The sequence below is a fragment of the Streptomyces sp. NPDC088553 genome (genome assembly GCF_044752965.1).
In the GTDB taxonomy this organism is placed as follows: Bacteria; Actinomycetota; Actinomycetes; order Streptomycetales; family Streptomycetaceae; genus Streptomyces.
Genome location: NZ_JBIVMG010000013.1, coordinates 211,197 through 224,652 on the forward strand (window position 1 = coordinate 211,197; position 13,456 = coordinate 224,652).

The 13,456-nt window shown below is 69.5% G+C and carries 12 protein-coding genes; 7 read left to right on the forward strand and 5 right to left on the reverse strand.

The features are described from left to right. Positions 1-56 precede the first annotated feature (56 nt). The gene (locus ACIP8Z_RS34215) at positions 57-2,138 is read right to left on the reverse strand and encodes an MMPL family transporter (protein WP_402090353.1); all 2,082 of its coding nucleotides are present in this window, start codon (positions 2,136-2,138) and stop codon (positions 57-59) included. 182 nt (positions 2,139-2,320) lie between these two features. Then, a complete protein-coding gene (locus tag ACIP8Z_RS34220; RefSeq protein WP_402090355.1) occupies positions 2,321-2,809 on the reverse strand; it encodes a MarR family winged helix-turn-helix transcriptional regulator in 489 nt (162 codons plus the stop codon). Positions 2,810-3,039: 230 nt separating this feature from the next. On the opposite strand from ACIP8Z_RS34220, the gene ACIP8Z_RS34225 reads away from it, so the two are divergent. Further along, the gene (locus ACIP8Z_RS34225; protein ID WP_402090357.1) at positions 3,040-3,270 is read left to right on the forward strand and encodes a hypothetical protein; all 231 of its coding nucleotides are present in this window, start codon (positions 3,040-3,042) and stop codon (positions 3,268-3,270) included. Then, the gene (locus ACIP8Z_RS34230; RefSeq protein ID WP_402090359.1) at positions 3,267-5,609 is read left to right on the forward strand and encodes a heavy metal translocating P-type ATPase; all 2,343 of its coding nucleotides are present in this window, start codon (positions 3,267-3,269) and stop codon (positions 5,607-5,609) included. Before ACIP8Z_RS34225 ends, ACIP8Z_RS34230 begins: the two co-directional genes overlap by 4 nt. Here ACIP8Z_RS34230 and ACIP8Z_RS34235 read toward each other — a convergent pair. Further along, positions 5,569-6,267, reverse strand: a complete 699-nt coding sequence (locus ACIP8Z_RS34235) for a response regulator transcription factor (protein ID WP_319321050.1) — start codon at positions 6,265-6,267, stop codon at positions 5,569-5,571. The two genes, ACIP8Z_RS34230 and ACIP8Z_RS34235, sit on opposite strands and share 41 nt — an antisense overlap. 552 nt (positions 6,268-6,819) lie before the next feature. Between ACIP8Z_RS34235 and ACIP8Z_RS34240 the strand changes: the two genes are divergently transcribed. Continuing rightward, positions 6,820-8,370: an AMP-binding protein gene (locus ACIP8Z_RS34240; protein WP_402090361.1), complete on the forward strand. Its 1,551-nt coding sequence runs from the start codon at positions 6,820-6,822 to the stop codon at positions 8,368-8,370. A gap of 141 nt (positions 8,371-8,511) precedes the next feature. Here ACIP8Z_RS34240 and ACIP8Z_RS34245 read toward each other — a convergent pair whose 3' ends face one another. Continuing rightward, positions 8,512-8,937 carry a hypothetical protein gene (locus ACIP8Z_RS34245; protein WP_319321056.1) on the reverse strand — a complete coding sequence of 142 codons (426 nt, stop codon included), beginning with the start codon at positions 8,935-8,937 and terminating at the stop codon, positions 8,512-8,514. A gap of 208 nt (positions 8,938-9,145) precedes the next feature. Here ACIP8Z_RS34245 and ACIP8Z_RS34250 point away from each other — a divergent pair, with 208 nt between their 5' ends. The 3 genes from ACIP8Z_RS34250 to ACIP8Z_RS34260 are packed head-to-tail and all read left to right on the forward strand — an operon-like array spanning position 9,146 to position 11,672. Next, on the forward strand, positions 9,146-10,147 hold the full coding sequence (locus tag ACIP8Z_RS34250; RefSeq protein ID WP_402090363.1) for an ATP-binding cassette domain-containing protein: 1,002 nt from the start codon (positions 9,146-9,148) through the stop codon (positions 10,145-10,147). Next, positions 10,147-10,926, forward strand: a complete 780-nt coding sequence (locus ACIP8Z_RS34255; protein ID WP_402090365.1) for an ABC transporter permease — start codon at positions 10,147-10,149, stop codon at positions 10,924-10,926. Before ACIP8Z_RS34250 ends, ACIP8Z_RS34255 begins: the two co-directional genes overlap by 1 nt. A 56-nt stretch (positions 10,927-10,982) precedes the next feature. Further along, a complete protein-coding gene (locus ACIP8Z_RS34260) occupies positions 10,983-11,672 on the forward strand; it encodes a thioesterase II family protein (RefSeq protein ID WP_402090367.1) in 690 nt (229 codons plus the stop codon). Positions 11,673-11,777: 105 nt separating this feature from the next. Here ACIP8Z_RS34260 and ACIP8Z_RS34265 read toward each other — a convergent pair whose 3' ends face one another. Continuing rightward, complete coding sequence (locus ACIP8Z_RS34265) at positions 11,778-12,647, reverse strand: hypothetical protein (protein WP_402090369.1); 870 nt, start codon at positions 12,645-12,647, stop codon at positions 11,778-11,780. A 249-nt stretch (positions 12,648-12,896) separates the two neighbouring features. Between ACIP8Z_RS34265 and ACIP8Z_RS34270 the strand changes: the two genes are divergently transcribed. Beyond that, positions 12,897-13,456, forward strand: a 560-nt coding sequence (locus ACIP8Z_RS34270; protein WP_402090371.1) for a phosphopantetheine-binding protein, incomplete at its 3' end; no start/stop codon positions are given.

A 13,456-nucleotide genomic window follows, 5' to 3' on the forward strand; every position in this document is an offset into this window, starting at 1 on the left:
GGTGCCGAACCTGTTCGCGCTTGGCCACCTGCGCAGCGGCTGGATGGGGCTCACCGTCAAGGCCGGTGCCGGAGTGCGCCCGGCCACCACACGGCGGGGCCGATGTCACGCACCAAGGCGGGGACGAGGAGCGACCGGACGACCAGAGTGTCGAGAAGGACGCCGAAGGCGACGATGAACGCGATCTGCACCAGGAAGGCAAGCGGGATGACGCCCAGGGCCGCGAAGGTGGCGGCCAGGACGACGCCGGCCGAGGTGATGACTCCTCCGGTGGCGATCAAGCCCCGCCGCATTCCCTCCCGAGTACCGTGCTGGGCTGTCTCCTCGCGGACGCGGGACATGAGGAAGATGTTGTAGTCGACGCCGAGTGCCACCAGGAAGACGAAGCCGTACAGGGGGACGGCCGAATCTGTTCCGGTGAATCCGAAGACATGCTGGAACACGAGCGAGGACACCCCGAGAGTGGCGGCGAAGTTGAGCGCGACCGTCGCCACCAGAAGCAGGGGAAGCAGGATCGATCGCAGCAGGCCGAAGAGAATCACCAGGATGATCGCGAGCACCACGGGAACGATGAGCTTGCGGTCCCGTTCTGCGGTGACCTGAGTGTCGTACCGCTGTGCGGTGTAGCCACCGACCAGGGCGTCGGCGTCCGGTACGGCGTGGAGGGCCGATCGGAGGTCGGCGACCGTGCCCTTCGCGGCATCGGTGTCCGCGGCGTCCACGAGGGTGACGTCGATGCGCACGCGCCCGTCCGCGACGAGCGGCTTGGCCGTTCCGGAAGCCCCGGGGGCCGTGAAGACAGTGGCGGAGTCGACTCCTTCGACTCCCTCGGCAGTCGACCGGACCTTCTCTGCGGCGCCCGCGTCAGCGATGACGACGGCAGGATTGCCGGCACCACCGGGGAAGTGTTCGCCGAGTCGCGCCTGGGCCGCGACGGACGGGGCGTCCTTGACGAAGATCTCGTCGAGCGGCACACCCTTGGAGTCGAGGGTGAAGGAGAAGGCGGCGCAGACCAGGAGGGCGGCGAGGGACCCTCCCCACACCTTGCGGGGTGTCCGGTCGACGAGGGCGGCGATCCTGCGCCAGATCGGGTGCGCGTCGTCGGCGGGTGCCGCCTTGGGGCGTGCGGGCCAGTAGGCGGCACGGCCGAGCAGAACCAGGACGGCGGGAAGGAACGTCACGGCGCTCAACACGGCGCACACGATGCCGATCGCTCCGACCGGCCCGAGTGCGCGGTTGTTGGTCAGATCGCTGAAGAGAAGCGCGAGAAGACCGAGTGCGACGGTGGCCGCGCTGGCCGTGATCGGCCCGATGGACTGCCGCAGCGCGGCCCGCATGGCGGGCAGGCGGTCCCCGTCCCGAGCTCCGAGCTCCTCTCGGTAGCGGGCGGCCAGCAACAGCGCGTAGTCGGTGGCGGCCCCGATGACGAGGATGGAGAGGATGCCCTGCACCTGTCCGTCCACGCGCACGATGTCGTGATCGGCCAGGAAGTAGACGATGGCGCAGGCAAGTCCGAGCGCGAACACGGCCCCCATGATGATCATCAGCGGGAGCAGGACGCTTCGGTAGACGAGGAGCAGGATCACCAGGACGGTCACCAGTGCGACCGCCAGGAGAAGACCGTCGATCCCGGCGAAGGCGTCGGTGAGGTCGGCCTGCGTGGCAGCGGGTCCGCCGAGCCACGTCTCCGTGCCGGGAACGGCGGACACCGTGGCATCGATCTTCTCGATCGTCGCCGGAAGTTCGTCGCCCAGGTCGGGTCGGAGTTGGACGATCCCCCGCAGGGCTTCGCCGTCCGTGGACGGGAGCGCCGGAGACGGCGCGCCGATCACCCCTGGCGCACCCTTCAGTGATGCGAGCGCCTGCGTCGCCGCCGCCTGCACCGCGGGGTCCAGTCGCCCGCCTCCCGGGGCCGTCCAGACGATCAAGGCGGGCAGGGTCTCTTCCTGACGGAAGGCCTCCTGTTCCAGGAGGACCTGGGTGGATTCGGCGCTACGAGGAAGGAAGGCCGCCTGATCGTTCGTGGAGACCTCTCCGAGCTTGCCCGCATAGGGGCCCAGGCCGCCTCCGACGGCAAGCCAGACGGCGAGCACGAGGAGCGGCAGCAGGCGGCCGGCCCACCGCAGGGGTGTGGACATGAGAACTCCCGAGAACGATCTCTTGATCACAAACAATCTCAATGGTTGAGATATATTCCATCACGACCCCGAACTGCAACTTCCGACGCGTGTCGGGAGCTGAGGATCGGTAGGGTTTCTGGGTGGGGACGCTCCGTGGATGCACCCGATTCACGAAGTGACGGTTGACACCTCCCCGGGAGTCAGCGCCTCGGAACCCGCAGCTCGGCCAGTTCGGCGTTCAGAGCGTCGAGGTAGCGCAACACCACCGCGAGTTCGTCGTCGGTGAACCGCGCGCGTGCCCGTTCGGTCGCCTGCGCGAGCGGCATGAAGTACGAACGCGCCGCCGCCCTGGCTCCTGCCGCGTACCGAATGCGCACAACCCTGCGATCGGTGTCGTCCCGACTGCGGTAGATGTGACCGGCCTTCTCCAGTCGGTCGAGGCAAGCGGTCACCGCACCTGAGGTGAGGCCCAGACGCTCTCGCAGCAGACCGGGCGTGGGCGGATGCGGGTTGTCGAGTACGAGCGAGAGTGCCTGCACATCGGTGGGGTGCAATCCCTGCGCGGCGGCGAAGCCGTGGACGAGGCGGCTGATCTCGGAGACGGTCCGGCGCAGCGCTACGGCGAAAGTCTGCAGGTCGACCGCTCTGACGTCGCTCGGTTCGGTGTCACCTTGCTGCCCATGAGTCACTTCGCCAGCGTATAGAAGCCACACCCCGGAATGGGGTGAGCGCGGCAGTGGCAGGTGCGGGTTCACGCGCCGCCTGCGTCGGACCTGTCCGCTCCCTGCCTGCTCTCCGAAGGTCGAGGGCGGTCCTCGGGCAGTACTCAGGGTTGTCATGTCCGGTCAGCCGTCCCCAGGTGTTGCAGTGCTCACGCCGAATCCGGAACTCCGGGGGCCCGGATCACGACTGACTTGTCATGGATGCAGACCATCGGCAAGGACAGCTCCTGCGCACCACTACATCGCGGCGGGGAGGGAACGGTGTCCTGGTGAAGTCCTCCGGCTTCGTTCTCCTGCTCGCTCTGCTCTTCGCCGTCTCCTACGCGGCCGGCCGGCTCGTCGGGCCGGTCTCGCCCGAGTTGCGCCCCGGTTGGAGCCCGCCACGGGACGAGACGGGGCAGCACGGCATGGGACTGGAGCGGAAATGAGCACCGACACCGTGGAGTCGGTGGCGACGGACCTCGCCATCGGCGGCATGACGTGCGCGGCCTGCGTGGCCAGGGTGGAGAAACGGCTGAACCGGATCGAAGGAGTGAGAGCGGGAGTCAACTTCGCCACCGGCCGCGCCCGCGTGGTGCATCCGCCGCTCGTGGACGTCACCGAGCTGGTGGCCGCGGTCGAGAAGGCCGGGTACACGGCGGAGCCGGTCGGCGAGGGGGCGACGGCCTCGGGCGACACAGGGGACGACGTCGCGGACGACGGCGACCGGCTCGTCCGGCTCGTGATCGTGGCCGCGCTCTCCCTTCCGGTCCTGGTCCTTTCGATGGTGCCGTCGTCGCAGTTCCACAACTGGCAGTGGGTCTGCTTCCTGCTGGCCACGGCGGTGGCGCTGTGGGGCGCCGAGTCGTTTCACCGCAACGCGCTGCGGGCGCTCCGGCACGGCACGGCGACCATGGACACGCTGGTCAGCCTGGGCATCATCGCCTCCTACACCTGGTCCGTGTACGCGCTGTTCCTGGGGGACGCCGGAGAACCCGGGATGCGGATGCCGTTCTCGCTCACGGCGGGAGCGGGCGACGACCACATCTACCTCGAAGCGGCGGTCGGAGTACCGCTGTTCGTCCTCACCGGGCGGCTCCTGGAGGATCGGGCGCGGCGGTGGACCGGATCCGCTCTGCGGGCCCTGGCCGAACTCGCCGTCAAGGACGTCACCGTCCTCGACGACTCACCGTCCCCGGCGGACGGCGCGCCCGAGCGGGAGCGCCGGATCCCGATCGAACAGCTCCTTCCGGAACAGCGGTTCCTGGTGCGGCCGGGCGAACGGGTCGCCACCGACGGGGTGGTGGTCCGCGGCCGTGCCGCCCTCGACCTGTCGATGCTCACCGGGGAGAGCGTTCCCGTGGACGTGGGCCCCGGCGACCGGGTGATGGGCGGGACCCTCGACATCGGCGGCAGCCTGGTGGTGCGCGCCACCGCCGTCGGCGCCGACACCCAACTGGCCCGGATCACCTCGCTGGTCGCCGACGCCCAGGCGGGCAAGGCACGGGCGCAGCGCCTCGCGGACCGGGTCGCGGGGGTCTTCGTGCCCGCTGTCATGGCGCTGGCCGGCGCCGTCCTCGCGTTCTGGCTCGGTGCCGGCGCCACCGCACTGGGGGCGGTCACCACCGCCGTGGCCATCCTGGTCGTCGCCTGCCCGTGTGCGCTGGGGCTCGCCACGCCCATGGCGCTGCTCGCCGCGACGGGCCGCGGCGCCCAGCTGGGGGTGCTGTTCAAGGGGCCGGAGGTGCTGGAGCGGCTCAGGGAGATCGACACCGTGGTGATGGACAAGACCGGCACGCTCACCACCGGACGGATGCGGCTCCTCTCGGTCGTCGCGGTGCCCGGGTGGGACGAGGACGAGGTGCTGCGGTCGGCCGCGTCCGTCGAGCGGCTCTCCGAGCACCCGATCGGCCGCGCGGTGGCGGCCGCGGCGCTGGAGCGCGACGGCGCTCCCCTGCCGGCGACCGCCTTCCTGGCGACCACCGGGACCGGCGTGGAGGGCGTGGTGGACGGGCGCCTGGTGCGGGTGCTGCGGCCGCAGGCGGTCGGGGACCTGCCGGCCGTCCTGCGGACCGCGTTGGACCGGGCCGACGCCATGGGCCGTACGGCCGTGGTGGTGGAGATGGACGGCGCCGTGGCCGCCGTGCTCGTCCTCGGCGACACGGTGCGGCCCGGCAGTCTCCGGACGGTGCGGCGGCTGCGCGCGATGGGCGTCAGCACCGTTCTGCTCACCGGCGACGGACGGGGGGCCGCCCACGCGGTCGCCGCCGAGCTGGGTATCGAGGAGGTCCACTTCTCGGCCTCGCCGGAGCGCAAGGCCGAGGTGGTGGAGGAGTTGCGCAGGGCGGGGCGCGTCGCCGCCGTGGTGGGTGACGGGGTCAACGACGCGGTGGCGCTCGCCCGTGCCGAGTTGGGCATCGCGCTCGGCACGGGCACGGACACCGCGATCGGTGCGGCCGGTGTGACGCTGGTGACGGACGACATCGAGGTCGTGGTGGATGCCCTTCACCTGGCCAGGCGCGCCCTGGCCGTCATCCACTCCAACCTCACCTGGGCCTTCGCCTACAACGGTCTGCTGATCCCCGTCGCGGCGGTAGGACTGCTCAATCCGATGCTGGCCGCGTTGGCGATGTCGGCCAGTTCGCTCCTCGTCGTCGCCAACAGCCTGCGACTGCGGACGTGGCGCCCCTCGGCGGAAGGTCACGAGGACGCCGGGACGGTGCCGTCCGTGTCGGTGTCTCCCTCCCTCAGGCCTGCTCGGGAAGGAGCCCCTCCTTCAGCGCGGTGACCACCGCCAGTGTCCTGTTGGGGCTGTTGAGCTTGGCCAGAACGTTCGCCACGTGCCGTTTGGCGCCGTGCTCGGAGATGCCGAGCCGGCGGGCGATCTGTTTATTGCTCAGGCCGTCTGCGACGAGGGAGAGCACCTGCTGCTCCCGGGGTGTCAGGGACACGGGGCGCGGTGATTTCACCGTTCCCCGGTCCCGCACCTGGGACAGGAGTTCCCGGGCGAGGGTGGACGGCATGGAGATCTCTCCGTCGGAAATGCGGCGGATGGCATCGTCGAGGGTATTTCCGGTCAGCTCCGACTGGATGAGAAATCCGTCCACCGGGAGACATGCGGCCCTGGCAATCATGTGCTGCGCCGCGCTCTCCAGCAGAAACAATACCTTCACGCCTCGCCCGGCCACTTCTCGGAGTGACTCCTCATGCACGTCCAGATCACACTCGGTGCAGGACATGATGATCACGTCGACCGGTATACGATCGAGGCTATTCGCCAGTGCGTCAAATGAATCGGCTTCGACCAGACATCGCATGTCGATTGCCGACAGCATGGTCTTGAGACCCAACCGGGCCATCTCGTTGGGGACGACGAGGGCGATGTCGGGCGTCTTCTCGGAATTGTGCCGGTAGTCCTGGGCGGTGGTGTGGGTTGCCTGCGTCACGGCTCTGACTCCTTGGCTACTTACCGGCTGCGGTGCCGCCGGGGACGGGCGGTGATATGGCAGTTCTGGAGAGCCGTCGTTCGCGTGGAGGTGGGGGGAGCCTCCGAGACGGCAAGACGGCGAAACGCATGCACTCGAGGATTCACCTCGGGTCCGATGCGATTCGCCAATCCGGTCTCCTACTACGCGGTGCTAGTAGACGCCGACGACAGTAGCCACCAAAGCACCACCTAGCAACGCCGCAAACGGACTTCCGGAGTCGACCGATTGGTTTTCGCCACCCTCGTCCGGCCACACCGAAGCGTCCGCCCATCTCGTCACGACAGAAGGCCACGCTCGCGGTCGCACCGATCGGGCACCCCCACACGAGCCCCCCGGAGGAACTGCCGGTGCCGAGATCATCCGCCTAACCTGTCGCAGTATGCCTGAATTCACGGGGAAGGAAACACCGCTATGACAGTCCGCCATGTGGGGAATATTCAGACATCAATCCCCCAGGCCATGAGCCGGGCGGCCGAAAACGGCGGGTCGCTTTCCATCCTGGACGATTCCATGCGCGTCACCCGGTTTTCCTTACAGGAACTTCACGAACGCTCGACCCGGGCCGCCGTGGGCCTGCGGCACGCGGGTGTCGCCCCTGGTGACCGGGTCTGTGTCCTGGCCCCGACCTCCCCGATGATGCTGATCAATCTGTTCGGCCTCTGGCGGCTCGGTGCCGTGCCGGTCGTCCTGCCGCACGAACAGCGCGGCGACGGCGCTCAGGCACGCGGTCTGCTCGCCGGCCGGTCGGCGGTCGCCGGGGCCACCGCGGTGATCACCGATCGGCCCGAGTTCGTACGCGGCGTGGGGCTGCCGGACGTCCGGATTCTCACCCTCGACGCCGCCTCGGCCGGCGGTCCCGCTCCCGCGCCGCCGATGCCGGAGGCCGATCAGCTCGGCATGCTGCAGTTCACCTCGGGCACGAGCAGTGCCTCCAAGGCGGTACCGGTCCGGCAGGGGCAGCTGATCGGGAACGTGCGGTCGTGCATGGAGACGCTGGGGATGCGCCCGGGTCACACCTACGTGAGCTGGCTGCCCTTCTACCACGACATGGGGATCGTCTCCGTCGTCGGACTGCTCTCGCAGGGCGTGCACACGGTGGTCATGCCCACCGAGAACTTCCTCGGCCGGCCGTCGTCCTGGCTGGCGACGGTGAGCGCGTGGCGTGCGGAGATCACCGCCGCGCCCAACTCCGCCTACCGGCTGGCGGCCAGGGCCCAGCAGCTGCGGCCCGCGGAGTTGGACCTCTCGTGTCTGAAGGTCGCCATCAACGGAGCGGAACCGGTCACCGCGGACATCGTCGAGGAGACCCTCCAGGTCCTGGGCAAGAGCGGGATGCCCGCCGCGAGCCTCTGCCCGACCTACGGCATGGCCGAGACCACGCTGGTCGTCAGCGCCGACTCCGCCGGCTCCGCACCCCGCGTCCTGTCTCCCGAAGAGGTGCCGAACGGCGGCGACCATCCGTTGCCGGCCCGGCCGTTGGTGTCCTGCGGCCGGCCGCTCGCCGGAACGACCGTCACCATTCACGGACCCACGGACCAGGAGCTTCCCGACGGGCACGTGGGCGAGGTCCAGGTGCGGGGCCCCGGGGTGACCGACGGCTACTGGACGGGCCCCGACCAGCCCCTCGACGGCCAGGGAAAGCTGGCCGACGGGCGGATGCGCACGGGCGACCTCGGGTTCCTGCACGAAGGAGAGCTGTACATCTGCGGCCGGGCCAAGGACATGATCATCGTGGCGGGTCGCAATCTCTACCCGGAGGACTACGAGATCGCCGCCGAGGCGGTCCCCGGCGTACGGGCGGGTCATGTGATCGCGTTCTCGCTGCCGGACACGGAACGGATGGTGGTCGTCGCGGAGGGCGTCGGCGGCGAGGAGTCCCTGGACCGGCTGGGGCGTGAGCTCTTCGACGTGCTGCGCACCACGGCCCAGCACGCACCCGCCGAGGTACTGATCGTGCGCCCGGCCACGCTCCCCAAGACCTCCTCCGGCAAGAAGCAGCGCGGGGTGTGCCGGGAGCTGTATCTGGCCGGGGATCTGGAGGTCGTCCGCACCGTGCGCTGAACCGGTCCGACCGATCCGGCCGGGGTCCGGTCCCGGCCGGTCCGGCCGACCAGGGTCCGGCCCGGGCCGATCGGCACGTACGAAACGGCGGGGCGCCGTCCGAGAAGGACGGCGCCCCGCCGTTTCCGCGAGCGCGCCGTGTCAGCGCGGATCGTCCACGAACGTGCTGGCGACATGGGCGGCCAGCGAGACCAGCTCGTCCGTCGCCCGGACGTAGCGCAGCAGCGTCGGCAGATGTCCGGTCACCATCAGATCACCGTCGAGCATGCCCTCGATCGGATCGATCTCGCCCTGGATGACCCCCTTCCAGGACGAGTACGGAGCCCGGATGACGAAGGTCGAGTTCTTGGCCTTCTCCTCGCCCGTGTCGTACTCGGCCCACTTGCATTTGCCGCCGCCGAACTCGGTGTGACACCAGATGTCGGCGGGAACCCCGCTCTCCGGCTCCGCCTCGAAGACGAAGGCGATCTCGGCGTCGAACGTGCTCGCCGCCTCCTCGAACTCCTCCGAACCATTGATGCGCTGGACGTACGACTGCAGCCATTCGGTGCTGGGAAAGACGCTCACGAAGTCCCCTCGGTCTCACACGGTCCCGTACGGTCTCGGTGTCGTTTCTAGCGCCGGCACGCGCTCCGTCCACAGGGCCAACGGGACGTCCGTGCCACAGCACCACCGGCGACGCCGATCGGCCACTCCGAACGGACGTCCGGCAAGGCACGAACGACGCTCCGAATCAGCGCTGTGCACGGAGGACCGCTGCTCCCAGAGTGACTGCATGTCCACCATCGAGGTCCAAGGCCTCTACAAGGCGTTCGACGACGGCACGGTCGCACTCGACCACGTCGATCTCGAGGTAAGTGCCGGGGAGGTGTTCGGCTTCCTCGGCCGCAACGGTGCCGGCAAGACCACCACGGTCAGGGTGCTGGCGACTCTCATCCGGCCGACATCCGGCGAGGCCCGCGTGCTCGGGCTCGATGTCGTCAAACAGCGGTCCGAGGTGCGCGACCGGATCGGTCTCTCGCTCCAGCAGGCGGCACTCGACCCCCTGATGACCGGGCGCGAACACCTGAATCTCATCGCCTCACTGCGCCGCATGAGCAGCAAGGAACGCAAGACACGGGTCGACGAGCTCCTGGCCGCCTTCGGCCTGGTCGACGTGGCGGACCGGCTCGTCGCCGCGTACACCGTCGGCATGAGACGCCGGCTGGACGCCACGCTCGCCCTGGTCCACCGGCCCGAACTGCTCTTCCTGGACGAGCCCACCACCGGGCTGGACCCACAGAGCCGGCGGGCGTTGTGGGCCTTCGTCCGGCAGTACCGCGCGGACGGCGGCACGGTGTTCCTCACCACGCAGTATCTCGACGAGGCCGACGAACTGTGCGACCGGATCGCGATCCTGGACAAGGGAAGGGTCGCGGTCACCGACACCCCGGAAGGGCTCAAGAAGGGCATCGGCGGCAAGGTCCTCCAGCTCACCGCGGCATCGCCCGCCGCCCGCGGCACGGCGGCCTCCGTGGTCGGCGAGGCGGCCTGCCACGAGGATGACGGCGTGCTGAGCATCGACCTGTCCGGCAAGGAGGATCTGCTGCCCGAACTACTGGCCCGGCTGCGCGACGCCGGGGTTCCGCTGGACGGGACGACCGTCGCCGACCCGACCATCGAGGACGTCTTCGTCCGGCTCACGGGTGAGTCCCTGGACAGCAAGGTCGCACACGAAAGCGCGGTCTCGGCAGCGGCACTCGGCCGGACCATCGGCACCCAGCAGGGAGGAATGTGATGTCCGCCGCCTCCGGCACGACGACACTGCTCGTCCGCAATCTGCGCGAAGGGGTACGGAGCCCCGTCATCGCGTTCGTCTTCCCCGTGGTCTTCCCGCTGTTCCTGATCACGCTGGTCGCTTCGAGCTACGAGCGGATGGCCTTCATCCCCGGCTTCCCGGTCACCCCGTACGCCGCCTACATGGCTCCGGGGCTGCTGCTGTTCACGGGCATGATGGGGTCCGGATACTCGGCGACCGCGCTGGTGCTCGACGCCCAGAGCGGGTTCCTGGACCGGCTGCGCCTGCAGCCGGTGCGCCCCACCGCGCTGTTGCTCTCCCGGTTGCTCTTCGACGCGATCCGGGTCGTGCCCGCCGTCCTCGTGGTCCTCGTGGTCAGTGTGCTGCTCGGCGCCCGGCTCGACCAAGGCGTACTGGGCGTGCTGGGCCTGCTGCTGCTGTGCTCGCTGTGGTCGGTGGCGTACGGCGGCTTCTTCTACATCGTGGCCCTGCGCACCCGCAATCCGCAGGCCCCGCTGGCGATGGCTCCGCTCTCGGTCCTCCTGCTGTTCGCCAGCCCGGCAGCGGCGCCGCCGCTCCTGCTCCAGGACTGGCTCGCCTCCCTGACCCGGTGGAACCCCTTCACGTACGTCATCGAGGGCGTTCGTGCCCTGATGACCGGACCCACGAGCGGCACGGTCACCGAGGCCCTCCTCAAGGCGGTCGCGGTACTGATCGGCATGACGCTCGTCACCCAGCTGTTCGTCATCCCCGCGTTCGCCCGCCTGGTGGAGGACTGACCCGGTGTGTTGAGCGCCGGGACCGCACACCGAGATTCGAGAGGAGTTGTGCGCACATGCTGTTGTACTGCTTCCCGCACGCCGGGGGCGCCGAGTCGCTGTACCGCGCGTGGGCGGAGGAGCTGGCCCCGGATGCCGAGGTCCGGGTGATCGGGCGCGGCAGCCGGCCGAGCACGGTCGCGCCCGCGGCCCCGGTGACCGCGCTCGCCTCCGCCCTCGCCGACCGGCTGAGGGCCGACAACGGCCCCTTCGCGTTCCTCGGCCACAGTCTCGGTGCCCTGATCGCCTTCGAGACGGCCCGGGAGCTGCGCTCACAAGGTGCGCCGGGACCGCACACACTGATCGCTTCCGGGCACGTGGCACCTCATCTCCCGTCACCTGGACCGGAGTTGGCGGACCTCCCGACCGAGAAGTTCTGGGACGAGGTACGACTCCTCGGCGGAACTCCGCCGGAGCTGATGGAGAGCGAGGCCCTGCGCGAGGTCGCCGAGCCGGGCCTCCGGGCCGAGTTCCGTGCGGCCGAGGGCTACCGCTACTCCCCCGGCCTGCCGCTGGACTGCCCGGTCCTGGCCCTGGCCGGCGCCGAGGACGACCGGGCGCCCGCGGAGCTGATGGCCCCCTGGCGAATGCACACGACGGGAGACTTCGCGCTCCACGTGGTCCCGGGCGGCCACTTCTTCATCGCCGAGAACACCGCGTGCGTCCTGGAGCGCGTACGCTCCGAACTGACGGCCGCCGTGCGCTGATCCGGTGCCACCGGGCGTGGCCGACCCACGAAGAGGCCCTGTCTCCCTCCGGGGGAGACAGGGCCTCGCCGGTGCTCCGGCGCGTGCGGTCCCGGCGACCGGGAATCAGACCTGCGGGGTGCGCGAGGCCAAGGTGTAGGAGGCCTCGACGCGGTACGTGCCCTTGTTGCCGCCGCCTCGGTCGACGTTGACGTCGGCGGACCGGACGACCTTCAGGTACAGGCCGTCCTCCTTGTCGAACCACACGTCGGCGACGGCGTCCCCGTCGAGACCGTCACCCTTCACGTAGCTGTCGATGCGGACGTGATGGGCCCCGCGCTTCTCGCCGCCGACGTCCACCGTCTCGTCGCCGACGTATTTGATCACGATCCGCGCGCGGTTGCCGTGGGCGACGCAGATGGTCTCCTCCTTCCCGCCGGCCTTCACCGCGGCACCGCCCACCTGGACCATCGCCGGATTGCACTTGTGGGCCTCGTCGCCCTCGATGCCCGCGAAGCTCACCTTCTGCATGTGCGCGAGACACAGGTACTCGTTCTTTCCGCTGCACTGGCGGTGCGCGTCGACGTGCTCCTCGATCGGGGCGAAGTACAGCTCCCATACGCACCCGCCGCCATGGTGCACCCGCGCGTAGCTCTCCTTGGGGAAGGGGCGTTCGTAGCTGTCCCCCGCGTAGATGATGGAGTCCTTGCCGTCCGTCTTGTACGTGTAGACACCGGCGGCCGGCACCGTGAACCCCTTGATCGCCTTGTTCGGGGACACCGGGGCCTTGATCTGGCCGAGCTCGTCGCGGAACGCCTTCGGATGCTCCCGATAGATGTTCAGCGCCTTGCTCAGCGTCACCGGTGTGCCTTCCGGGCTGATGGCCTCCGTACGGTTCGCGATGATGAAGGCACCGGCCGCGACGAGAACGGCCAGGATGGGAATGATCCGAAGCAGTGTCCGGCCGAAACTCCGCTTCGGTGAGGGCCCTGTCACAGTCGCTCCTTTGGCAGACGGTATTCCCCTGCACACTCGCGGGCGTTCCCGGTGCCGCACAGCCCAGCAGGGCGCAGCCGAAGGGCCCCACCTCACGTCCCCCTCGAACGGACACTGCTCCACGTCACCAGCTGCCCGGCCGACCCGGGTGTCCTTCGGGGCTCGTGGGCCCGCCTCCGGACAGGGAGGGTGGCCCGCGACAGGCACGTGCAGGGACGCTTCGCCGAATGGCACTCCGAAGGGGATCCAGTGAACCCGACCAGCAGCGGACACGTCGGCATCGGCGTGGTGGACCGTACGGTCCTGCTCTCCCTTGAACCCGCACAACGGCTCGGCACGATCAGCGACTACCTCTGCGACCGCTATGCGGCGATCACCGGGAGGGAGCGGCCGTCGGACCCGGACGAGCAGCTCTTCCTGGAGTCGCTCCACGCGACCGAGTTCCAGATCACCGTCGAGTCCGAGCTGGGCGTGTCGGTCTCGCTCGCCGATCTCGTCGAGGCGCCGAGCCCGCGTGCGCTCGCGGAGGCGATCGACCTGCGGCTGACCTCCCCCGACGAGGCCCTCGTGGAAGGGGCCGACGCGCCCGCGCTGGTTCCGGACCCCGGTGGGTTGCACGAGCCGTTCGGGTTGACGGATGTGCAGCACGCGTACTGGCTGGGACGTTCGGGTCTGTTCGAGCTGGGTGATGTGTCGACCCACCTCTATCTGGAACTGGAGTCAGAGGACTTCGAGCCCGAGCGGGGCAACACGGTCCTGCGCCGGCTCGTCGAACGCCACGACATGCTCCGCGCGATCGTCCGCCCCGA

Coding starts and splice junctions, on each gene's coding strand:
- ACIP8Z_RS34215 (WP_402090353.1), bottom strand. CDS start 2,138: ATGTCCACACCCCTGCGGTGGGCCGGCCGCCTGCTGCCGCTCCTCGTG.
- ACIP8Z_RS34225 (WP_402090357.1), top strand. CDS start 3,040: ATGGATGCAGACCATCGGCAAGGACAGCTCCTGCGCACCACTACATCG.
- ACIP8Z_RS34230 (WP_402090359.1), top strand. CDS start 3,267: ATGAGCACCGACACCGTGGAGTCGGTGGCGACGGACCTCGCCATCGGC.
- ACIP8Z_RS34240 (WP_402090361.1), top strand. CDS start 6,820: ATGCGCGTCACCCGGTTTTCCTTACAGGAACTTCACGAACGCTCGACC.
- ACIP8Z_RS34250 (WP_402090363.1), top strand. CDS start 9,146: ATGTCCACCATCGAGGTCCAAGGCCTCTACAAGGCGTTCGACGACGGC.
- ACIP8Z_RS34255 (WP_402090365.1), top strand. CDS start 10,147: ATGTCCGCCGCCTCCGGCACGACGACACTGCTCGTCCGCAATCTGCGC.
- ACIP8Z_RS34260 (WP_402090367.1), top strand. CDS start 10,983: ATGCTGTTGTACTGCTTCCCGCACGCCGGGGGCGCCGAGTCGCTGTAC.